Annotated in this window: 20 protein-coding genes and 1 pseudogene; 14 read left to right on the top strand and 7 right to left on the bottom strand. The window is 70.2% G+C overall.

What is annotated here, in order from left to right; translation table 11 throughout:
- Positions 1 to 116: 116 nt before the first annotated feature.
- Positions 117 to 539: a hydroxyphenylacetyl-CoA thioesterase PaaI gene (paaI, locus tag AC0Z9V_RS09805; RefSeq protein ID WP_485141395.1), complete on the top strand. Its 423-nt coding sequence runs from the start codon at positions 117 to 119 to the stop codon at positions 537 to 539.
- 107 nt (positions 540 to 646) lie between these two features.
- Positions 647 to 1,828 carry a serpin family protein gene (locus AC0Z9V_RS09800; RefSeq protein ID WP_485141394.1) on the top strand — a complete coding sequence of 394 codons (1,182 nt, stop codon included), beginning with the start codon at positions 647 to 649 and terminating at the stop codon, positions 1,826 to 1,828.
- Between the two features lie 18 nt (positions 1,829 to 1,846).
- Here AC0Z9V_RS09800 and AC0Z9V_RS09795 read toward each other — a convergent pair whose 3' ends face one another.
- Both AC0Z9V_RS09795 and AC0Z9V_RS09790 read right to left on the bottom strand, forming a co-directional pair.
- Positions 1,847 to 2,086: an acyl-CoA carboxylase subunit epsilon gene (locus AC0Z9V_RS09795; RefSeq protein WP_485141393.1), complete on the bottom strand. Its 240-nt coding sequence runs from the start codon at positions 2,084 to 2,086 to the stop codon at positions 1,847 to 1,849.
- On the bottom strand, positions 2,083 to 3,666 hold the full coding sequence (locus tag AC0Z9V_RS09790) for an acyl-CoA carboxylase subunit beta (protein WP_133082280.1): 1,584 nt from the start codon (positions 3,664 to 3,666) through the stop codon (positions 2,083 to 2,085). The genes AC0Z9V_RS09795 and AC0Z9V_RS09790 overlap by 4 nt, the downstream gene beginning before the upstream one ends.
- A 237-nt stretch (positions 3,667 to 3,903) precedes the next feature.
- Between AC0Z9V_RS09790 and AC0Z9V_RS09785 the strand changes: the two genes are divergently transcribed.
- From AC0Z9V_RS09785 to AC0Z9V_RS09735, 11 genes are all read left to right on the top strand, one after another.
- Positions 3,904 to 4,782: an SDR family oxidoreductase gene (locus AC0Z9V_RS09785; RefSeq protein ID WP_133082077.1), complete on the top strand. Its 879-nt coding sequence runs from the start codon at positions 3,904 to 3,906 to the stop codon at positions 4,780 to 4,782.
- A 49-nt stretch (positions 4,783 to 4,831) separates the two neighbouring features.
- Positions 4,832 to 5,713, top strand: a complete 882-nt coding sequence (locus AC0Z9V_RS09780) for a biotin--[acetyl-CoA-carboxylase] ligase (RefSeq protein ID WP_133082078.1) — start codon at positions 4,832 to 4,834, stop codon at positions 5,711 to 5,713.
- A 2-nt stretch (positions 5,714 to 5,715) separates the two neighbouring features.
- Positions 5,716 to 6,312 (top strand): PH domain-containing protein, encoded by a 597-nt coding sequence (locus AC0Z9V_RS09775; protein WP_485141392.1) that lies wholly within the window; start codon positions 5,716 to 5,718, stop codon positions 6,310 to 6,312.
- 140 nt (positions 6,313 to 6,452) lie between these two features.
- A complete protein-coding gene (locus AC0Z9V_RS09770; protein ID WP_133082281.1) occupies positions 6,453 to 7,541 on the top strand; it encodes an adenylate/guanylate cyclase domain-containing protein in 1,089 nt (362 codons plus the stop codon).
- A gap of 152 nt (positions 7,542 to 7,693) precedes the next feature.
- The gene (locus AC0Z9V_RS09765) at positions 7,694 to 8,611 is read left to right on the top strand and encodes a PP2C family protein-serine/threonine phosphatase (protein ID WP_485141391.1); all 918 of its coding nucleotides are present in this window, start codon (positions 7,694 to 7,696) and stop codon (positions 8,609 to 8,611) included.
- A gap of 61 nt (positions 8,612 to 8,672) precedes the next feature.
- Positions 8,673 to 9,845: an SseB family protein gene (locus AC0Z9V_RS09760; protein ID WP_485141390.1), complete on the top strand. Its 1,173-nt coding sequence runs from the start codon at positions 8,673 to 8,675 to the stop codon at positions 9,843 to 9,845.
- Between the two features lie 118 nt (positions 9,846 to 9,963).
- Positions 9,964 to 11,274: an AAA family ATPase gene (locus tag AC0Z9V_RS09755; protein ID WP_485141389.1), complete on the top strand. Its 1,311-nt coding sequence runs from the start codon at positions 9,964 to 9,966 to the stop codon at positions 11,272 to 11,274.
- A complete protein-coding gene (locus tag AC0Z9V_RS09750) occupies positions 11,271 to 12,740 on the top strand; it encodes a hypothetical protein (RefSeq protein WP_485141388.1) in 1,470 nt (489 codons plus the stop codon). The genes AC0Z9V_RS09755 and AC0Z9V_RS09750 overlap by 4 nt, the downstream gene beginning before the upstream one ends.
- Positions 12,741 to 12,782: 42 nt before the next feature.
- Entirely contained in the window at positions 12,783 to 15,059 is a 2,277-nt protein-coding gene (gene ligA, locus AC0Z9V_RS09745; RefSeq protein ID WP_485141387.1) for an NAD-dependent DNA ligase LigA, read from the top strand.
- Positions 15,056 to 15,949, top strand: coding sequence for an inositol monophosphatase family protein (locus AC0Z9V_RS09740; RefSeq protein WP_485141386.1), 894 nt, complete (start codon positions 15,056 to 15,058; stop codon positions 15,947 to 15,949). Before ligA ends, AC0Z9V_RS09740 begins: the two co-directional genes overlap by 4 nt.
- Positions 15,946 to 16,410, top strand: coding sequence for a DUF2087 domain-containing protein (locus AC0Z9V_RS09735; RefSeq protein WP_133082086.1), 465 nt, complete (start codon positions 15,946 to 15,948; stop codon positions 16,408 to 16,410). Before AC0Z9V_RS09740 ends, AC0Z9V_RS09735 begins: the two co-directional genes overlap by 4 nt.
- Before the next feature lie 187 nt (positions 16,411 to 16,597).
- Here AC0Z9V_RS09735 and AC0Z9V_RS09730 read toward each other — a convergent pair whose 3' ends face one another.
- Together AC0Z9V_RS09730 and AC0Z9V_RS09725 are read right to left on the bottom strand one after the other, a co-directional pair.
- Positions 16,598 to 17,308, bottom strand: a complete 711-nt coding sequence (locus tag AC0Z9V_RS09730) for a fasciclin domain-containing protein (RefSeq protein ID WP_485141385.1) — start codon at positions 17,306 to 17,308, stop codon at positions 16,598 to 16,600.
- 263 nt (positions 17,309 to 17,571) lie between these two features.
- Positions 17,572 to 18,297, bottom strand: coding sequence for an SDR family oxidoreductase (locus tag AC0Z9V_RS09725; protein ID WP_485141384.1), 726 nt, complete (start codon positions 18,295 to 18,297; stop codon positions 17,572 to 17,574).
- A 128-nt stretch (positions 18,298 to 18,425) separates the two neighbouring features.
- Here AC0Z9V_RS09725 and AC0Z9V_RS09720 point away from each other — a divergent pair, with 128 nt between their 5' ends.
- Positions 18,426 to 18,818, top strand: coding sequence for a MerR family transcriptional regulator (locus tag AC0Z9V_RS09720; protein ID WP_133082089.1), 393 nt, complete (start codon positions 18,426 to 18,428; stop codon positions 18,816 to 18,818).
- A 128-nt stretch (positions 18,819 to 18,946) separates the two neighbouring features.
- Here AC0Z9V_RS09720 and AC0Z9V_RS09715 read toward each other — a convergent pair.
- The 3 genes and pseudogenes from AC0Z9V_RS09715 to AC0Z9V_RS09705 all read right to left on the bottom strand — a co-directional run bounded on the left by AC0Z9V_RS09715 (position 18,947) and on the right by AC0Z9V_RS09705 (position 20,944).
- A pseudogene (locus AC0Z9V_RS09715) lies at positions 18,947 to 19,816 on the bottom strand (AraC family transcriptional regulator).
- Positions 19,817 to 20,020: 204 nt separating this feature from the next.
- The gene (locus tag AC0Z9V_RS09710) at positions 20,021 to 20,389 is read right to left on the bottom strand and encodes an SdpI family protein (RefSeq protein ID WP_208740620.1); all 369 of its coding nucleotides are present in this window, start codon (positions 20,387 to 20,389) and stop codon (positions 20,021 to 20,023) included.
- A gap of 204 nt (positions 20,390 to 20,593) precedes the next feature.
- Positions 20,594 to 20,944, bottom strand: coding sequence for a hypothetical protein (locus tag AC0Z9V_RS09705; RefSeq protein ID WP_459269192.1), 351 nt, complete (start codon positions 20,942 to 20,944; stop codon positions 20,594 to 20,596).
- Positions 20,945 to 21,063: the final 119 nt, after the last annotated feature.

Raw genomic sequence — 21,063 nt, 5'->3', positions numbered from 1 at the left:
ACGCACCCGATCGGCGCTGCAGCGAACGGGGACCTCGTCGGGCGGACAGCGGGCAGGCCGGCCTCCTGCCCGTCCGGGAACCGATCACCTCCACCACCTTCCGAAGGGACCCGTCGATGCCGCACACCCACCCCATCCTCGAGCAGGACAGAGCCTCGCAGTGGCTCGGTATCGACGTCGACCGGGCCCTGTTCGGTGACGCGCAGATCTCCATGACCGTCCGGGAGGAGATGGTGAACGGCTTCGGCATGGCCCATGGCGGCATCATCTTCGCCTTCGCCGACACGTGCTTCGCCCTCGCCTGCAACGATCCGGAGACCGATCGCGACACCGGTTCCGCGACCATCACGGTGGCCTCCGGTGCCGACATCAACTTCGTGGCACCCGCCTTCGAGGGCCAGACCCTGACGGCCGTCGGCAGGGAGGTGAGCCGGAGCGGCCGGAGCGGGATCTACGACATCCGCGTCACTGCCGGCCACACCCTGATCGCCGAATTCCGGGGCCGCAGCCGGACCATCCCGAAGCCCGCGCGCGACTGAACCAGGGAGTGCCGTCGTCGGGCCGACATGACCGGATGGTTCGCCGATACCCGTGGCCCTCGGCAGGAAGTGCACCTACCGTGGGGACATCACACGAGGGGGAGCGGATGGACCATCAGCGCGAGCAGCAGCCGGCGCCCGTCGATCGGGTCGCCATCGACGGGCGCCGCTTCCCCGAGGCGCAGGACGCTCTCCTGCGGTCCTCCTTCGGCCTCGGTGCCGCGATGACCGCCGATCCCGCTGCCGACCAGGTCACCAGCCCGCTCGGTGCGCTCCACGCCCTGTCCCTGCTGCGGGCCGGAGCCGGGAGCACGACGGCCGCGGAGATGGATGCCGTGCTCGGGCTGCCGGCCGAGCACCACGAGGCGATGAACGCCCTCCTGGCGCGCATGGAGAGCTTCGACGGTGATCCGGGGAGCGTCGACGAGGAGGATCCCCCCGAGAAGCCCCTGGTGCACCTCGCGAGTGCGATGTTCGTTCCCGCGGCCGGAACCACCGGCGAGCGCTTCCTCGACACGCTCGCGCGGCACTACGGGGCAGGCGTCCATGAAGTCGATTTCGGAGACCCGTCGACGGCGGCACGCATCGACGAGTGGGTGTCGAGGGAGACGGGCGGACGGGTCGGGAAGGCCCCGCTCGAGGTCGGTGCGGCCACGACGCTGTCCCTGCTCACCACCGTCTACTTCGCGGCGGCCTGGGACGAGCCCTTCGATCCGTCCGGAACCTTCGACCAGGACTTCCTGCTGGCCGATGGCAGCGCAGTGGGGGTCCCGATGATGCACGGGACGCGGACGGTGCGGTACGTGGCGGCGGATGGCTGGTCCGGGATCGACCTGCCCTATGGCCAGGGCTTCTTCCTGCGGCTCCTGCTGCCCGCGGACGGATCACCGGCGCGATGGACCGGGCAGGAGTTCCTCGACATGGCGGAGCTGCTCGATGCAGCCGAGGTCGTCCGGGTGGACGTGGCGCTGCCGAGGTGGGACCACGGGTTCGAGCTGGACCTCCGGGAGTCGCTGGCCGCTGTCGGGCTCTCCGAGTCCTTCGGGCCCGACGCCGATTTCCATGCCATCCAGCCGGGCTCCGTCGTCGCGGGCGCTGCGCAGGTGGCCACCATCACGGTGGCGGAGAAGGGGACGGTCGCCGCGGCGGTGACGCAGTTCGCGATGGCGACGAGCGCTCCGATGCCACCCGAGGCGAGGATCTCCTTCGACCGGCCCTTCGGTTACCAGATCGTCCAAAGGGAGACGGGACTGCCGCTGTTCCTGGGGACGGTCACCGACCCGCGCTAGGGCCAGGTCCCGGCAGCGTCAGCGCACGCTCCGCCGCCACGATCCCGGACCCGGCGTCGGGCCCAGCCGCAGCATGGCCCGGCGGACCCACGAGCGACCATGGTCCGGCGCGCCGTCCGCGTCACCGGCGCCCTGCAGGGCGATGACGACGGCGGTGAGCGCGGCGAGCTCCTCCTCGGTCGGCCGGCCGGACACCACGGACAGGAGTGCGGGGCTCTCCCCGGTGACGCCGTCGGGCGTGCCGTCGCGGGGCGTCACAGTGGGATGTTCCCATGCTTCTTGGCGGGGTTGGCCGCCCGCTTGTCGCGCAGCGCGCGGAGCCCCCGGACGATCTGCAACCGTGTCTCGGACGGCGCGATCACAGCGTCGACGTAGCCGAGCTCGGCCGCCTGGTACGGGTTCAGCAGCTCCTCCTCGTACTGCTGCACGACGTCGGCGCGGGCGGCCTCGACGTCCCCGCCGGCGTCGGCCACTGCCTTGAGGTGGCCGCGGTAGAGGATGTTGACGGCCCCCTGCGCTCCCATGACGCCGATCTGCGCCGTGGGCCAGGCCAGGTTGAGGTCCGCGCCGAGCTTCTTGGAGCCCATGACGATGTACGCGCCGCCGTACGCCTTGCGCGTGATGACCGTCAGCTTCGGCACGGTGGCCTCGGCGTAGGCGTAGAGCAGCTTGGCCCCCCGCCGGATGATGCCCTGGAACTCCTGGTCCTTGCCGGGTAGGAAACCGGGCACGTCCACGAGGGTCAGGATCGGGATGTTGAAGGCGTCGCAGTGCCGCACGAAGCGGGCAGCCTTCTCCGAGGCGTTGATGTCGAGGGTGCCGGCGAACTGCAGGGGCTGGTTGGCCACGATCCCGATGGTGTGCCCCTCGACGCGCGCGTAGCCGGTGACGACGTTGGGTGCGTAGAGCGCCTGCATCTCGAGGAAGTGGCCGTCGTCCACGATGGCGGCGATGACCGCGTGCATGTCGTACGGCTGGTTCGCCGCGTCGGGGATGAGGTCGTCGAGGGCGAGGTCCTCGTCCGTGATGTCGGCCTCCTCCACGAACGCCGTCAGCGGGGCCTCCGCGAGGTTGTTCGAGGGCAGGAAGTCGAGCAGCTCACGGACGAAGCCGATCGCATCGGCCTCGTCCGTCGCGAGGTAGGCGGACGTGCCCGTCGTCGTGTTGTGCTGCCGTGCCCCGCCGAGGGTCTCCATGTCCACGTCCTCGCCCGTCACGGTCTTGATGACGTCGGGACCCGTGATGAACATGTGCGAGGTCTTGTCCACCATCACCACGAAGTCGGTCAGCGCGGGGGAGTAGGCGGCGCCACCGGCGCAGGGTCCCATGATGAGCGAGATCTGCGGGACCACGCCCGAGGCGTGGACGTTGTTGCGGAAGATGTCGGCGAACATGGCGAGCGATGCCACACCCTCCTGGATGCGGGCGCCGCCGCCGTCGTTGATGCCGACCACCGGGCAGCCGTTGCGCAGTGCGAACTCCTGCACCTTGACGATCTTCTCGCCGTTGACCTGGCTGAGCGAACCGCCGTAGACGGAGAAGTCCTGGCTGTAGATGGCGATCAGCCGGCCGTCCACGGTCGCGTAGCCGGAAACCACGCCGTCGCCCAGTGGCTTCTTCCTCTCCATGCCGAAGGCGGTGGACCGGTGGACTGCGAGGGCATCGAACTCGACGAACGAACCCTCGTCGACGAGGAGATCGATCCGTTCCCTGGCAGTGTTCTTGCCGCGCGCGTGCTGCTTGTCGATCGCCTCGGGACCGGAGGGCTGCTCGGAGAGCGCCTTGCGCCTCCTGAAGTCGGCGAGCTTCCCGGCCGTCGTGGTGAGGTCGGGTTGCAGGTCCTGGTGCATGGAATCTCCGGTCGGCGGGTGGCTGGGGGCGGGCGCGAGCCTTGACTGGAGGATTCCGACAAAGCACGGCGCTTTTCCCCCAGTCTAGTGAGGATCCCAGGGCCCACCGTTGTAGGACGTCTACAGTTTCCGCTTCCATCACTTAGCCGCCGCACCGATGTTACTCACGAGTAATATCGGTGCGTCGCACGCCGTCGGAAAGGCCCCGCTGCTTACAGTGAAGCCATGACTGCACGCAATGAAGCTCAGGAATCCGCGGCGCCGACGGGTGCGGGTACGGCGTCGACCCTCGCCGGGCGCACTCTCCTCATGTCGGGCGGAAGCCGCGGCATCGGCCTCGCCATCGCACTGCGAGCCGCACGCGACGGCGCCAGGGTGGCCATCCTGGCCAAGACGGGGGAGCCCCACCCGAAGCTCGAAGGCACCGTCCACACCGCTGCGGAGCAGATCGAGGCCGCGGGCGGATCCGCCCTTCCCCTCGTGGGCGACGTGCGGAACGACGACGACGTCCGGGCCGCGGTCGAGGCGACCGTGAGCACCTTCGGCGCGATCGACATCGTGGTGAACAACGCCTCGGCGATCGATCTGTCGAAGACACCGGACGTGGACATGAAGCGCTACGACCTCATGGCCGACATCAACGTCCGCGGCACCTTCATGCTGAGCAAGTTCGCCCTGGACGCCCTCCGGCAGTCCGGCAACCCGCACATCCTGACCCTCTCGCCCCCGCTGAACCTCGAGCCACGGTGGGCTGGCATGCACCTGGCCTACACCATGGCGAAGTACGGCATGAGCCTGACCACGCTCGGGCTCGCCGAGGAGCTCCGGGCCGACGGCATCGCCGTGAACTCGCTCTGGCCGGCGACCCTCATCGACACGGCGGCCATCCGCAACATGCCCGGCGGCAGCCGGATGGTGCGCGCAGCCCGGAGTTCCGCGATCGTCGCCGATGCCGCACACGCCGTCCTGGTCAGGGACGCCCGCACCTGCACCGGCAACTTCTTCACCGACGAGGAAGTGCTGCGTGCAGAGGGCATCACGGACCTCACCCGGTACAGTCTGGGCGCTCCGGAGGACCAGCTCGTCCCCGACATCTTCCTCTGAGCCGCGGTCCCCGAGGAGCGGAGGCGCCGGGCCGGATAAGATCGATGCCATGTCCTCCCGCTATTCCAATCTCGAGCGCCCGGGCCTGGACCTCGGCGCACTGAGGACAGCCCTGTGCATGCCGTCGGGGCCCTTCTCGAGGCTGGACATCGTGGCCCGGACGGGATCGACGAACACCGACCTGGTCGACGCCGCGCAGCGGGAAGCGGCAGGCTGGCCCGACCTCAGCGTCCTCGGCGCCGAGGTCCAGACCGCCGGCCGCGGGCGGCTCGATCGCGCCTGGGTGGCCCCGGAGCGGTCCTCGCTGTTCGTCAGTGTCCTGCTGCGGCCGTTCAACCGCCAGGGGCGACCCGTTCCCACCGCGGCCTACTCCTGGTTCTCGCTCCTCGCGGCACTCGCGCTCGCGGAGAGCGTCGAGGACCGCACGGAGATCGCGCCGCAGCTCAAGTGGCCCAACGACGTCACGGTGGACGGACGGAAACTCGCCGGGGTCCTGGCCCAGTTCGTGCCGGGTGCGGGTGCGGAGCCGCCCGCCGTCGTCGTCGGCGTCGGGCTCAACGTCAGCCTCACGGACGAGGAACTCCCCGTGCCCACGGCCACGAGCCTGCTCCTCGAGTACGCCGGCACCACGGACCGGAACATCCTGCTCAAGTCGTTCCTGCGCACCTTCGCCGACTCCTACCGCGCCTTCTGCGACGTCGACGGCGATGCCGGGGTGGACTGGGACAACGGCCCGTCCCTGCTCACGCGCGTCGGCGCCCGCATGGCCACCCTCGGGCAGGACGTCCGGGCGGAGCTGCCGGGCGGGGTGGCGCTGAGCGGCCGCGCGCTCGCCCTCGACCCGCACGGCGCGCTGATCGTGCGCGACGAGGACGGCGAGCGGCACACCGTCTCGGCGGGCGACGTCGTGCACCTGCGTCCGCAGGAGTAGCCATGCGGATCAAGCTGCTGCCCGGGGAACGCGTCCTCGTGCGCACCCGGCCCAACCCCCTGCCGCTCGTGGGGCCGGTGATCGCGGGCTTCGTCCTGTTGGCGGCGGGCGGCTTCGGCCTGGGCTACCTGGGTCGGCGGGACCTGCCCAGCGGGCTCGCCGAGTGGCAGCCGGTGCTGCTGCTGGGAGCACTCGCCGTCGTGGCCCTCCTCCTGCTCCGCATGGTGGTGCGGCCGCTGGTGCGGTGGTCCAGCAACCGCTACGTCCTCACGAGCATGCGCCTCATCCATCGGCGGGGAGCCACCCGGAGGACCGAACACCAGATCAACCTGTCCGCCATCTCCCAGCTGCAGACGGAGCAGGGTCTGCTGCAGCGGATGGTGGGCAGCGGGACCCTCATCGCGGACCTGGGGTTCGACCGCGCGCATGCCTACCGGCACGTTCCGCAGATTGCGACGTTCAAGGAGTACGTGGTGCAGGCGATCGGCGACCTACCGCTGACACGCATGTTCGACGGTGTGGACATGGAGATCGATCCGCAGTACGCCCGTGGCGGACTGCCCCGGACACAGCAGGAATGGAGAAGCGAGCAATCGTGACAGTCGAGGACCGCCACGAGCCCGGGCAGCCCGGCCGAACCGACGCCGGCCCGGTCGGGGAGACCGCGGTCGGCACCGGACAGTCCGACGACGCCCCTGAGGCCTCCGCGTCCAAGGCCGTCTGGCAGCTGCAGCCGGACATGGCCACGGGAGGCGGTGCCGATGCGGCGCCCCCGGCCGGCCCGATCGAACTCGACCGCGAGACGATCCGGCGCCTCGAACGCGAACTCCTCGGGGCCGAGCGCACCCTCAAGCGCCGCGACATCGCCGCCGGCGCGGGCGTGTCCCTGCTGTCCGCGCGCAAGCTGTGGCGTGCCATGGGCTTCCCCAACATCGGGGACGACGACGTCGCCTTCACGGAGAAGGACCTGCTCGCGCTGACGACGATCATCGACATGGTGCGCCAGGAGCAGCTCACCGAGGACGCCGCCATCTCCATCACGCGCGCCGTGGGCCAGATGACAGACCGCATGGTGGTGTGGCAGATCGAGGCCATCGTCGAGGAGATGGTGGCCCAGCGCGGGTTCACGGACGCCGATGCACGGAAGACCCTCGTCTCCGAACTCCCGGACCTGATCGAACCGCTCGAGAAGACACTCGTCTACGCGTGGCGCCGCCAGATGAACGCCGCCGTGCAGCGGCTGGCCCTGCGCGCGGAGTCGGGGCTGGCGTCGAGCGAGGCAGGGCGCGACGGCGACGAGCAGGACGCGCCGCTGCCGCTGGCCCGAGCGGTGGGGTTCGCCGACCTCGTCTCGTACACGTCGCTGTCGCGGCGCATGAACGAGCGGACGCTCGCGCAGCTCGTGCAGCGGTTCGAGAACAAGTGTGCCGAGATCATCTCCGTGGGCGGCGGGCGCCTCGTGAAGACGATCGGCGACGAGGTCCTGTACATCGCCGAGTCGCCGGAGGCCGGAGCCGAGATCTCGCTGGCCCTCGCGAAGGCCTTCACGGAGGACGAGTTCCTTCCCTCGGCGCGGTGCTCCCTTGTCTGGGGCCGCGTCCTGTCCCGGCTCGGGGACATCTACGGGCCCACCGTCAACCTGGCCGCACGGCTCACGGCGCTCGCCGAGCCGGGAGAGGTGCTCGTCGATTCCGCCACGGCCGCGACCCTCGAGAACAACGAGAAGTTCGTCCTGGCTCCGCACGAGCCGCGGCAGGTGCGCGGCTTCGGCGAGGTCCGCCCGGTGACGCTGGCCCGGGGGACCGGTACGGGGATCATCCTGGACTGACGGCCGAACCGCAGCGACGCGGATCGGTGCCCGGGCGGACAAAGGGCAGAATGGGGACATGACAGACCAGCAAGCCCGCCTCCGCGCGGCCGCACGCTCCCTCCCGGTTCCTGCCCAGCCGGGCTGTGCAGGACGGGTGCCCGGAGGCCGCGATGCGTGAGCCGACGGCCAACGGGTCCCACGCGGTCGACCTGCGCGCCGGGGCCGGCAGCACGGAGGACCCTCCCGCCCAGCAGCACCAGGGCGTGGCACCGGGGCTGGGCATCCGGCTCACCTGCGGGTTCGGCACCGACCGGGGGCTCCGCCGTGAACTCAACGAGGACTCCTTCATCGCGCTCGAGCCCGTCTTCGCCGTCGCCGACGGCATGGGCGGACACGAGGCAGGCGAGGTGGCCAGCAGCATCTGTGTCCGGACCCTCGCGGACAGCAGCATCATCGGCACCAGGACCCCGCACTTCCAGGCGGGCGACCTCGAGGAGCTCATCCGACAGGCCGACGCGCGGATCCGCCGGGAGGCCGGTGGCCATGCCGGTACCACCCTGACCGGGGTGGTGCTGGTCGAGGAGTCGGGAGCCCCCTACTGGCTCTTCTTCAACGTGGGCGACTCCCGGACGTACCGACTGAGCAACGGCACCTTCGGGCAGATCTCGGTGGACCATTCCGAGGTGCAGGAGCTCGTGGAGATCGGGCAGATTACGGAGGAGCAGGCACGGACCCATCCCCGCCGGCACGTCGTCACCAGGGCCCTGGGCACGGGGGACGACGCCGAGGCGGATGTCTGGCTCCTGCCCGTCGAGCCGGGGGACCGCATCCTGCTCTGCTCGGACGGACTGAGCGGGGAAGTGGCGGACGACGGCATCTACGCCGTCCTCAGCGAGGTCGCGGACCCGCAGGAGGCCTGCGACGCGCTGATCGCCGCAGCGCTCCGGTCGGGCGCCCGGGACAACGTCACCGTCATCGTCGTGGACGTCACCGACCCGGGCGAGGAGCCTGCCGGGCCGGCACCTGCGTCCGCGGGCGGACTCTTCGCGGCCAATTCGGACCGACGCCCCCCGGGGGACCGCCCGTGAGGTATTCCACCGCCCGGACCGATCTCCGCTCCATCCCTGGATCGGAGCTGCTCCGGTGCAGGTGAGCGTCACCCGTGACGGCCTGGAGCTTCCCGACGGTGTTGTTCCGCAGCTCCGGGAGTTCGACGTCGAGGAGTACACGCCGCTGACGACGGTCCTGGAAGGATGCGGCCTCCCCCTCTCCTTCGTCGACGGCGCGGGACTCTGGACGGTCGTCGCCGGCCGGGCCGAGTCGGTCGTGGCGGTGGTCCGTCAGGTCCCGCGCGCGGACGGCAGGGGCTTCCTGCCGGAGGTCCTGTTCGCCCTCGACCGGTCGTGCGGGGAACTCGCGGCGGAGGACGGCATCCTCCGGCTCGCCTTCCGGTCGACGCCGGGACCGCTCGCGGACGTCCTGGCGCCGGCCAGGGACGGACGGTTGTGGCGCCCGTCCGCGCGCGGCGGGGCGGTGGACAACACGCCGGTCGCCGACGCGGTCGCCCGGTTCTCCGAGCGACCGGGACAGCGGACGATGATCGAGGTCCTGAGAGCCTGCCTGTCGGGCGAGCTGCTGATGGACGTCACGGGTTCGGATCCGTCCGCCCCCGCGGTGCGGAGCTTCGCAGGCTCGGACGGCGCCCGGGCGCTCGGCGTCTTCACCAGCCAGGCGGAGCTCTCCAGATTCCTCGAGGGCGGGCCGACCGCAGGTCCGCCGCAGTCCCTGGCGCTGCCCGGCGTGGTCGCACTGGAGACTGCGCTGATGGATCCGGCGGTCGAGCGGGTGTACGTGGATCCGGCCGGCCCAACGTGCGGGCTGGTCCGCGACGACCTGGCGTTCGCACTGCAGGGCCCACCCAATGCCCTGCTCCGCGACGTCGTGGTGCGACAGGGGTCGCAGCAGGAGCTGTTCACCGCCATGCTCGGCGAGAGCGTGCTGTTCCTGGCCGAGTCGGAACGGGACGGTCGGCGGGAACTCGTGATGGTCCCGGGCGAGGGCACCGGATCGACCGGCGTGCACCTCGCCGTGTTCACCTCCGCGGCGGAGGTCGCTGCATTCGACCCCGAGGTCTCGGCGCGGGCTTCCTCGACCGGCTGGGTGGCGGAGCTCGTCTTCGGGCGGCGGCTGGGCGGGATGGTGATCGACCCGGCCGGTCCTTCGGCGTCGATCGGCGCGTTCCAGCTGTGGCACATCCTGGCCAACCCGTCGCTGGACCGAGGGACGGAGCATTCCGGGCAGGAGCGACGGACCGGGGCATGATGGAATGTGTGCCGGGCAGGTGCGGTGGTGCCCGGCTCATCGACAAGCACAGGGGGAGAGTTGACCGACCAGAAGTCCTTCACCCGGACGCGCAGCAGCCGGCAGCACGGGAGCACCGATGACTGATCCTGTCATCGCCAGCCTCAGGAGGGCCCTCGAGGCCCACCCGGGCGACGTCGTCCTGCGGATCCACCTCGCGCAGACCCTGCTGGCCGGCGGCGACCCGGCCGCTGCCATCGCCGAGGCGAGCCTCGCCCTGCAGGCGGACCCGGCGAACGACCAGGCGCGGCTCCTCCTGGGTACCGCCGCATCAGCACTGAGCTCGCCGCCCGGCGCAGCCGAGCCCGATGACGCGCCCGATGACGCGCCCGATGACGCGCCCGATGACGCGCCGGGCGGCGGAGCGGCGCCGGGCGCTCCGGCCGGACCCGCCGCCTTCGACTGGGACCAGGCGGAACACGAGGTGGGGAGCGCCGTACCGCCTCCCTTCGTGGAGGCGAGCCCCGTCCCCGTCGGCCCGGCGGCGGACGACGGCACCGCACCGGTCGAGGTACCGCGCGAGGCCGTGACACTGTCCGACGTCGGTGGGCTCGACGACGTGAAGCGTCGCCTCGAGGAGTCCTTCCTCGCGCCGATGCGCAACGCCGAGGTGGCCCGGGCGTTCGGCAAGTCCCTGCGCGGCGGCCTGCTGCTGTACGGTCCGCCGGGCTGCGGCAAGACCTTCCTGGCCCGTGCCGTCGCGGGTGAACTCGGTGCGACCTTCCTGTCCGTGTCGATGACCGATGTGATCGGGTCCTTCATGGGCGAGACGCAGAAGAACCTCAAGCGCGTCTTCGACGAAGCCCGGGCCCAGGCCCCCACAGTGCTCTTCATCGACGAGATCGACTCTCTCGGGATGCGGCGGGGCGCCCTCTCGGGCGGAGGAGCCGCCTGGCTGCGCCAGATGGTGAACGAGCTGCTGCTGCAGCTGGATTCCATGAGCGGAGACAACGACGGCCTGTACGTCCTGGCCGCGACGAACAACCCGTGGGACCTCGACGAGGCGCTCCTGCGCCCCGGCCGGCTGGACCGCTCGATCCTCGTGAGTCCGCCCGACCACGAGGCGCGGGCGTCCATACTTCGCCATCACCTGAAGAACCGTCCGATCGCGGGCATCGACGTGCAGCACCTCGCCACCGTGACGGAGGGTTTCTCCGGAGCTGATCTCGAGCACGTGGCCGTCACGGCGGCGGAGAAGGCCATGATGCAGTCGATCGCGCAGGGGGCGATCAGCCCGATCACCATGGACCACCTCGGTGACGCGCTGCGGGAGATCAGGCCGAGCACCGTCGCATGGCTCGAATCGGCGCGCAACGTGGTGCGGTTCTCCAACGCGAACGGCCGCTACGACGACCTCGCGGCCCTGCTCGACGGCAAGAAGCGCCGGTGAGCGAGGTCGTCGACCTCGACGTCCTGTCCAACCGCTTCGAGATCCTCGCCGCCCAGCAGCGTGCCCGTGACGCGGTCGACCTGCTGGAAGGGCAGGCGGCGTACCACGGGGACGAGCCCCTCTACTGGGCGCTCCTCGGGCGGGCACTCGTGATGGACCAGCGGTTCGTCGACGCCGAACACGCCGGGCGCCGGGCCGTGGAGCTCGAGCCGAACGCCGCCGGGACGCAGATCATCCTGCTGCTCGCGCTCCTCGGTCAACGCCGGACCGACGAGGCCGTGGCACTCGCCTGGTACGTCGTCGAACAGCATGCCGAGGAGCCCGACGCCCACTACTGGCTCAGCCGGGCGCTCCTCGTGCGCCGGCGCGACCACCAGGACCTGGTGGTCGCCCATCAGGCAGCCCGCCATGCGCTGTCCCTGAACGCGGATGCGGCAGCGTTCACGCAGGCGGCGCAGACCGCGTCGCTGCTCGACGACGACGGCGAGGCCCGGGCTCTGCTGGCCGCCGGCCTCGCGCAGTTCCCCCAGGACCGCGAGCTCCTCCTGCTCAGCGGGCGGATCCGGGGCGGGGAGAGGGTGGTGGGGCCGCGCGAGGAGCTCGTCGGCGGGATCCTGAGGATGAGCCCCCTGGACACCTCCGCGGAGGCGGATCTCGCCTCGAGCCCGCTGCGCTGGGTGCGCGGCCGCCTCTTCCTCCTCTGGTACCACGTCCTGGCGTTCGCACTCCTGGCGGTCGTCCTGCTGCCGGTGCCCGTGCTGGTCGCCGTCACCCTGACGGCCGCCGGAGTCCATGCCGCGCTGGTCGTCCGGAGCTACAGGAAGCTGGACGCGGTCCTCCCCGGCGGGTACCTGCGGGAGCAGCTGGCGGATCCGGGGCGCGGCAGGAACAGCGTCGCGGCCGGCGCGGCGGCCGCCGTCCTGGTCCTCGTCGGCACCGTCCTCGCCGCCCTCCACCCGGATCCCGGTCCCGGTGTCGGCGACGGGATCCTCGTCCTGGCCGCCGTCGTCCTGGCCGCTGGACTGCTGGCGGTGGAGCGGGCCCTGGCGCGCCTCTCCGTGACAGGCCGGTCCGAGGACCGCCGGCGGCAGGACTACCACCTCATCCGCTTCGGGGACAACGCATCCTCCTACCGACGCTACTGGCTGGCCGCGCTCGCCGGGATCGTCCCGGTGATGGTCACGGCCAACACCGGGGGCGACGCGACGGCCGGAGCCGGGATGCTCGCCGTCGGGATCCTGTGGACCGTCAAGACCCTCGACCTGCTGGTCCATTCGCGGGCCGTAACCGGAGGCGAGAACCCATGGGTGACGGGCGCCGCGCTCAGCCGGGCCGGGAAGGGCCGGCAGGCCGTGCGGGGCCGGCTCCTCGGCGCCCGGTTCCTGCTGATCATGCTCTTCGTGTGCTTCTTCACCTGCTCTCTCGGATTCGGCATCTTCATCGGCGGGTTCATCGAGGGCGCCTGACGTCGGTGGCCCGTGTCAGGGGTGTAGGGCAAGATAAGGACGGTGACCACAGGAACCGAAGACGCAGCCCAGACCGCCGGATCCGGAGACCGTCAGCCGCCGGGGGACGAGCTCAGGGCCGAGTATGCGCAGCTCGCTGAGGAGGTCCGCGCACACCGCACCGCGTACTACCAGGACGCCGCCCCCACCATCTCCGACGCCGAGTTCGACACCCTCTTCCGGCGGCTCGAGGAGCTGGAGGCGCTCCACCCCGAGATCGTCGCCAACGACTCGCCCACCCAGGAGGTGGGTGGGGAGGTGTCCGCCGCCTTCGCCCCCGTGGACCACCTCGCGCGCATGTACAGCCTCGAGGACGTCTTCTCCCTCGACGAGCTGAAGGCCTGGCTGGACCGCGCGGCCGCCGGCGTCGAGCAGCGCAGCCCGGGGGCGACGGTCGCCTGGCTGACGGAGCTCAAGATCGACGGCCTCGCCGTGAACCTCCTGTACCGCGACGGCGAACTGGTCCGCGCCGCCACCCGCGGCGACGGCGTCACGGGGGAGGACATCACGCACAACGTCCTCACCATCGCCTCGGTCCCGAAACGCCTCGCCGGTACCGGCCACCCGGAGGAGGTGGAGATCCGCGGCGAGGTCTTCTTCCCCACCAGGGAGTTCGCGCAGCTCAACGAGCGGATGGTCGCCGCCGGCAAGGCCCCGTTCGCCAATCCCCGGAACGCCGCCGCCGGTTCCCTGCGGCAGAAGGATCCCGCCATGACGGCGGAGCGTCCCCTCGACATGTACGTCCACGGCATCGGTGCCCGCACCGGCCTGGCGGCCGAGACGCAGTCGGAGACGTACGACCTCCTGAAGGCCTGGGGGCTCCCCACCTCGCCGTACTACAGGGTCCTCGCCACGCAGGACGAGGTCGTCGACTTCATCGGTCACTACGGGGAGCACCGCCACGACCTCCTGCACGAGATCGACGGCATCGTGGTGAAGGTCGACAGCTTCGCCCTGCAGCGCGCGCTCGGCCACACCTCCCGCGTGCCGCGCTGGTCCGTGGCGTACAAGTACCCGCCGGAGGAGGTGAACACGAGGCTGCTGGACATCCTCGTGAACGTGGGCCGGACCGGCCGTGTCACGCCCTTCGGCCTCATGGAGCCCGTCAAGGTGGCCGGATCCACCGTCGGTATGGCCACGCTGCACAACCAGGAGGTCGTCAAGGCCAAGGGCGTGATGATCGGGGACATCGTGGTGCTGCGGAAGGCCGGCGACGTCATCCCGGAGATCGTGGGCCCGGTCATGGCCCTGCGCGATCCCGAGAAGGTCCGCGCGTTCGTCATGCCCACCGAGTGCCCCTCCTGCGGCACGCCGCTCCAGCCGGCGAAGGAGGGCGACGTCGACATCCGCTGCCCCAACGCCCGGTCCTGTCCCTCCCAGTTGCGTGAGCGCGTGTTCCACCTCGCCGGGCGCGGCGCCTTCGACATCGAGGCGCTCGGGTGGGAAGCGGCGATCGCACTCACCCAGCCCGCGGAACCAGCGGTGCCGCCGATCACCACCGAGGCGGAGATCTTCGACCTCACGCCGGAGAAGCTGGCGGACGTGAAGATCGAGCGGGACAAGAAGGTCAAGGGCGTCGTCACCGGCAGGGAACTCGTGCCCTACTTCTATTCGAAGGGAACGGCGAAGAAGCCCTCGGAGCCGAGCGTAACGACCCGGAAGCTCTTCACGGAGCTGGAGAAGGCGAAGAAGCAGCCGCTCTGGCGCGTGCTCGTGGCGCTGTCCATCCGTCACGTCGGCCCGACGGCGTCACGCGCCCTCGCCACCGCCTTCGGCTCGATGGACCGCATCCGTGCCGCGAGCGAGGAGGAACTCGCGCACGTCGACGGCGTGGGCCCCACCATCGCCGTCGCCCTGAAGGAGTGGTTCGCTGAGGACTGGCACCGCGAGATCGTGGACCGCTGGGCGGCAGCAGGCGTGCGCATGCAGGACGACGTCGACGAGAGCACGCCGCGCACCCTCGAGGGCCTCACCGTCGTGGTGACCGGATCCCTGGAGCAGTACAACCGCGACGAGGCGAAGGAGGCCATCATCACCCGTGGTGGCAAGGCCGCCGGTTCGGTATCGAAGAACACCAGCTACGTGGTGGCGGGCGAGAATGCCGGGACCAAGCTCGAGAAGGCCGAGGCGCTCGGCATCCCCGTGCTCGACGAGGAGGGCTTCATCGCACTCCTCGAGAACGGACCCCCGATCTCCGATCCCGACGACGAGGACGCCGAGGTGGCCACGGAACCCGGGTCCGGAGCGGGAACGGGCCCCGACACCCCGGAAGCCCCGTGACGACCGGGCCGGCAGGTCCTTCGGGGGACGGCCGTGCGCCGACCCCGGAGGCGCTCCTGCACCTGGCACGGCAGGCGGCCGCGGCCGGTGCCGAGGTCCTGGCCCGGCGCGACCCCGCTGCCCTCGATGCCACCAGCAAGAGCTCGGACAGTGACTGGGTGACCGCGTTCGACGTCGCCGCGGAGCGTGCGGTGCGCCGCGTCATCCTGGACTCGCGGCCGCACGACGCCATCACCGGCGAGGAACTCGGCACCACCGTTCCTGCCGGGTCCGGCGCCGCAGGTATCCGCTGGTCGATCGACCCGCTCGACGGCACCACGAACTTCATCCGGAACATCGTCTACTACGGCACGTCCGTGGCGGCGGCCGACGCGGACGGCACCTGGCTGGCGGGCGTCGTGCACGCCCCGGCGCTGCGCCGGATCTACTGGGCGTCCCGCGGCGGCGGAGCGTGGCTGAGCGACCAGGGCAGGGTGCGGCGCCTCACTGGGCCCGGCACCGACCGGAGGAGGATCCTCGGCACCGGCTTCTCGTACCACGCCGCGACGCGGGCGGGGCAGGTGGACGACCTCGGTGCGTTCCTCCATGGCTTCGGCGACCTGCGGACGCTCGGTTCTGCGGCTCTCGATCTCTGCATGGTCGCGGACGGCTCCCTCGACGCCTTCGTGGAGCGCGGGCTGCACGAGCACGACATCGCGGCGGGCGCGCTGATCGCCGAGGAGGCGGGCGTCGTCGTCCTCCGGCCGCCGCTGCGGTCCGTGCTCGACGGCGGGCCCACGGAGGCCGAGCGCCTCGCGGCCGTCACGGCGGCCGGGACGCCCGGCTTCCTCGCGGCCGTTCGGGGGTCTGCAGCACCGACCTCGGCACCGACCACGGAAGGGGCATCATGACGCGGTCCTGGCAGAAGATCCTCTCGACCCTCGCCGGAGCGCGTTCCCGTGAGATCTATGCGCGGGCCGTGCTCGGGGAGCCGCTCGACGCTGCGCCGAAGGAGATCCGGCGCCTCGTCGACGCGGGACTCCTCGCGGCCGACCACGCGGTCGACGGTGAGCTCTTCAAGGAGGTGCTCGCGGCCGCGGCGCCGGGAACGCCGAAGGGCGTGGACCGGTTCTTCCGGGACGGGCGGATCGACGGACTCCCGCGCGCCGGCCAGGACCGGGCCGACCTGCTGGCGCACCTCGCCGAGCGGCTCCTGCCCGCCGACGAGGAGCTGGGCGAGCCTGACGTCAACCGGCTGCTCGCCACGGTCACACGCGACGTCCCGACGCTGCGGCGGGCGCTCGTCGACCACGGCTACGTGGAGCGGTACCCGGACGGCACGGGCTACCGACGCGTCACGGAGACGTCCTGACCTCACGGTGCGGCGGCACGCGACTCGTCGTGTCCACGGACGGTGCTCATGGACGGTGCTCATGGACACACCGGCGGGGCCACCGCTGCCAGGTCGTCGAGCCTGCGGCGGGACCGTCTGGGGAACGCAGAAGGGCTCCCGCACCAGTGCGCGGGAGCCCCTCTGCAGAACGTGACCTGCGTGGTCCTTAGCCGGCGGGGGGTGTGAGGACGGTGTCGATGAGGTAGACGACGGCGTTGGCGGTCTGGACGCCGCCGCAGACGACGTTGGCGTCGTTGACCTTGAGGTCCTGGCCGGATCCGGTGACTTCGAGGTCGGCGCCCTGGACGGTGGTCTGGGTGGTGCCTTCGAGGTCGGCGGGCTGGATCTTGCCGGGGACGACGTGGTAGGTGAGGATGCTGCTCAGGCCCTCGGTGTCGGTCTTGAGTCCTTCGACGGTCTCGGGGGGCAGGGCGCCGAAGGCTTCGTCGACGGGGGCGAAGACGGTGAATTCGCCGCCGTTGAGGGTGTCGATGAGGTCGACGTCGGGGTTGATGCCGCCGGAGACGGCGGCGGTGAGCTGGGTGAGGATGGGGTTGTTGGAGGCGGCGGTGGCGACGGGGTCCAGGGCCATGCCGGCGACGGATCCTGCGCCGTCGGGGACGGTCTCGGCGTAGCCGGCGCAGCCGGGGCCGACGAGGTTCGCGGCGGGGTCCATCATGGCGTCGGCCGAGGCGGAGGGGGCCATGCTGGCTTCGGGGGAAGCGGACGCGCTCTCGGGGCCCGCCGTGCTGCTCTCACTGGCCATGCTGCCCGAGGTGGTCTCGGTCGCATCGGTGCCGCCACATGCTGCGAGACCGAACATCGAGACTGCTGCGATCCCAAGGATCGAGAGATTCCTGCGCTTGGTGAGTTCCATGCTTCTCCTTGATAGGTGGACGGGAACTGATCGCCGCCCTCTGTGTCCGACTTCCCGACGCTGCACTCCACGCCGATGTCTTACTGGTCCTTCGGTGACACCTTCCGGGCAGATGGGTGCCGGACCGAGGTGACGCGCGACACAGCTGCCCGCCATCAGCGGGTGGTGACCTGTCCTACCGCATCCGGGGTTGCGCTAGGACAGTACTGGCCGACGTGCCTGCTGCTGCCTGCCGCCCAGTACCTGCTGTCAGTGCCCTGCTGTCAGTGCCCTGGGAGCTGCGCGTAGAGAGCGGCGGGGTCGTGGGCCAGTGACGCCTTGACCATTGCGCTCCACTCGTCGACGACCACCTCGATCGCGCCCACGGCCAGTCCGTCGAAGGACGCACGGGGTACGAGTGCCGGGTCGATCATCGGTCCGTCGTAACCGGCCATGATGTCGGTGTCCGCCGCACCGAGGTGGACGCCCTGAACGAGCGTGCCCTGCGCCGCGAGGTCCTGCCGCACGCCGTTGGTCATGTTCCACTCGGCAGCCTTCGCGGACGCATAGCCTCCGTTCCCGGGATAGGAGAACCAGGACAGCGCCGACAGCACATTGACGATTCCCCCTCCGCCGTTCGCCGCAAGGGTCGGAGCGAACTCGCGGATCATGTCCAGCGTGCCCCAGAAATGCGTGTCCATCTCGCGGCGGAGCGCGTCGAGGTCGCCCGTGACGAGGGGCGTCGAGGTGGCGATGCCGGCATTGTTGATCAGCAGCGTGACGTCCGACGCCGTCCGTGCCGCTGCCACCACCGCGGCGTGATCGGTGATGTCGAGCCGGAGCACCTCGACGCGGTCCAGGGCCGCGAGATCACGGGCCTCGGGGGTGTCGGTGCGTCGTGTCGCGGCGTAGACCTTCCGGGCTCCCCGTGCAAGGAGCTCGTCGACGAAACGGCGCCCGATGCCTCGGTTGGATCCGGTGACGAGGGCGATCTGGTCGGTGATGTCCATGTGTGGCGTTCTCCATTCTCGCGGCCGGGCCTCGTGCCCTGCCTGCTCGGCTACAGTAGGACTTCACGTTGACGTCAAGGGCAAGTCCGGCCCGGACGTCGAAGGAAAGTCGGAGGAAAGGAGCGCTTGTGCGCATTGGAGACATCGCCGAGCGGACCGGGGTCAGCACCCGGGCTCTGCGCTACTACGAGGAGCAGGGACTCCTGCCGGCGGATCGGACGGCGCGGGGCCAGCGCGTGTACGAGGAGGCAGCCGTGGAGCGGGTCCAGCTGATCCAGCAGCTCTTCTCTGCAGGACTTGCCAGCCGCACGATCGTGGACCTGCTTCCGTGCGTCGACAGGGGTGAGGCGAGCGACGAGGCACTGGCCCTGCTCCAGCGTGAGCGCAACCGGATCACCGAGAGCATCGCCGAACTGGAGAAGGCGCGTGCCCAGCTCGACCGCGTCATCGAGATCTCCCTGCACCCCGACCCGGAGCACTGTCCCGCTCTCCGCGACGAGACGTCATCCCTCCCGGCGTGAGTCTTCCGGTCGGCATCGAACCCAGGCAGTAACGCTGCCCGCCCTCATGAACGGGCGAATCCGTCCGCACAGGACCCCCGATCCCTGTGCGGCCACGCAGCCCCGGCGCATCAGGGCCGGCGGTCGGTTCAGTCTGCGTGTTCTACCGGCAGCCATAGTTCGCAGGTGGCCGTGCTGAAATCCTCGGCGTGATCGAGGACCGCGACGATCTATGGTCCGGGACGGAGGCGCCACGGGTTGGAAGGGAACCAGTCCGTGGCTGTGGCTGCCCAGACTGCCTGCAAAGTAGCCGGGTATTCACCCTCGGTGCGGAATACGGCCCATGTGCCGGCAGGAACATCGGCCGTCCACAGATCGTCGGGGGTCCGGGTCGTGTCGGTGACGGCGACGCCGTGCACGTAGGTCAGCTCGCTGCCCTCGACGTAGTCAGGGTCGACGTCGAGGCTCACCTGGAGCAGCCCGGCCGGCTCGGTGTTGCTCAACTCCTTGAGCCGGGCGTGCTCTGCGGCAGGCACGGAAGCGATGTGCGCCTGGATGTGGGGATTGGCGCCCTGATGGATGAGGGGCACGCGCACGGCGTGGCCCACGAGATTGAACGTCGGCCGCTCTGTGACGCGGGTGTCCATGGTGATGTTCCCTTCGACGGTCAGGCGGAACCTGAGCTGTGACTGAGTGCGAAGGGGACCACCGTCTCGGCGGACAGCGCTGGGCCCGACGCCGTGGACGGAGCGGAACGCTCGGCCGAATGCTTCAACCGATCCGTAGCCATGACGCACCGCGATGCTCAGCAGGTCTTCGTCGCCGAGTACCTCTGCCGCGGCGAGTGTCATCCTGCGGCGCCGGATGTACTCGGACAGCGGCATGCCGGCCAGCGACGAGAACATCCGCCGGAGGTGGTATTCCGTCGTCCCGAGTCCGGTTGCCAGAGCATTGACGTCCGGGTCGCCCGTCAGACGGTCCTCGAGCACCTCGACGAGTCTGTTGAGTGCAGCGATCACGGCTCTCCCTTCACCAGCCATCCTTCCAAGCCGACTCGATCGGCACCCTACTATCGCGGTCCGATCCGATCGCCCCGGCCCTCGGCGTCCTGCCGGTGGGCCGGTTGCCCAGCAGCTCCGCAGGCGACGGGGCATGCATGGTGAGACCGGCCGGCAGGCTGCATTCATCGAATCAGATCGCCCGCTGAGGGCTGCCACACCCGATCACCTGGGTGCCGTGCGTGCAGCACGATTGGCGGCCGCGGTCGCCCGGAAGAGGACCACGGTCTGCGCGATGAGCGCCGCGAAGGCCGTCAGAGGTCCGGCCTGTCCGCCGGCCAGGAGTTGTGCGCCCACCGCGGAGACTATTCCGATGACAGCGACGAGCCTCATTTTCTTCAGTGCTGGGAGGGCGGCCTGATGACCGGCGACCCATGCTTCATCGGATGCCTGCGTGTACCTGGTGCGGATTCCCGCTGCTGCGTTCCGACCGATCGATCCCTCAGCGGCTTGGCGCACGACGAACAGGCAGACGGCCGGCAGGAGGACCATGGTGAGGAGCAGGATGGCGAGCGCGACGGACTCCTCAGACACGCAGATACCAGGTGGCGTTCAGAAAGGACATCACTGCGATGAGGGCGAATACAGCGCCCAGGTTGCCCTGCACCGCAGCGTCACGTGTCACAGCGCGAGTTCTTCCTTCTGCGTGCTGCTGGTGATGATGGTTCGTCCCCCTTGCCATGCCCTCGAGTCTAGCCAGAGCCATCCGCCACGTTGCCAGTAATGATCTGCGTGCTGTCAGGACGTAGCTGGCCAGGGCAGGTCGCGGGGGACACGAAGCTGTCCCCACCCGAAACGACTCTCGGCAATGAAGTCTTGAAGCTCACTCTGCACGAAACGAATGAGCGCATCTTCGCCATCCTCAGGGCGGAGACTGCCGGATCCGCCCTCTTCGCCAAGCACCTGCCACCTGACCCACGTGTCGTTCGTCGTGATGATGGTGTCGCCAGGAAGCTCTCCGCCATTCCCACCGTCGGCGACCCGCTCCAGCCGGAACGTCGACGATTCCAGCTCTGCAGCGCTGAGCAGCGATTCGAAAATGGGCTCGAGGAGTCGCTTCACGTCTCGCACGTACTTCACCTCGGTCATGTGTACACGATAGAGACCTCGAAGCTGTCGGCGCCTGCCGTGATTGCCCGTATGCCGGTCGGTCAGCGGACCCTCGCCATGGTGTCGGATGTGACACTGCTTGAATAGAGCTTGCGAAT

Source organism: Arthrobacter sp. UYP4 (assembly GCF_057291175.1).
The sequence above is the reverse complement of the archived record's forward strand: the minus strand, read 5'-3'. Positions and strand labels throughout refer to the sequence as shown.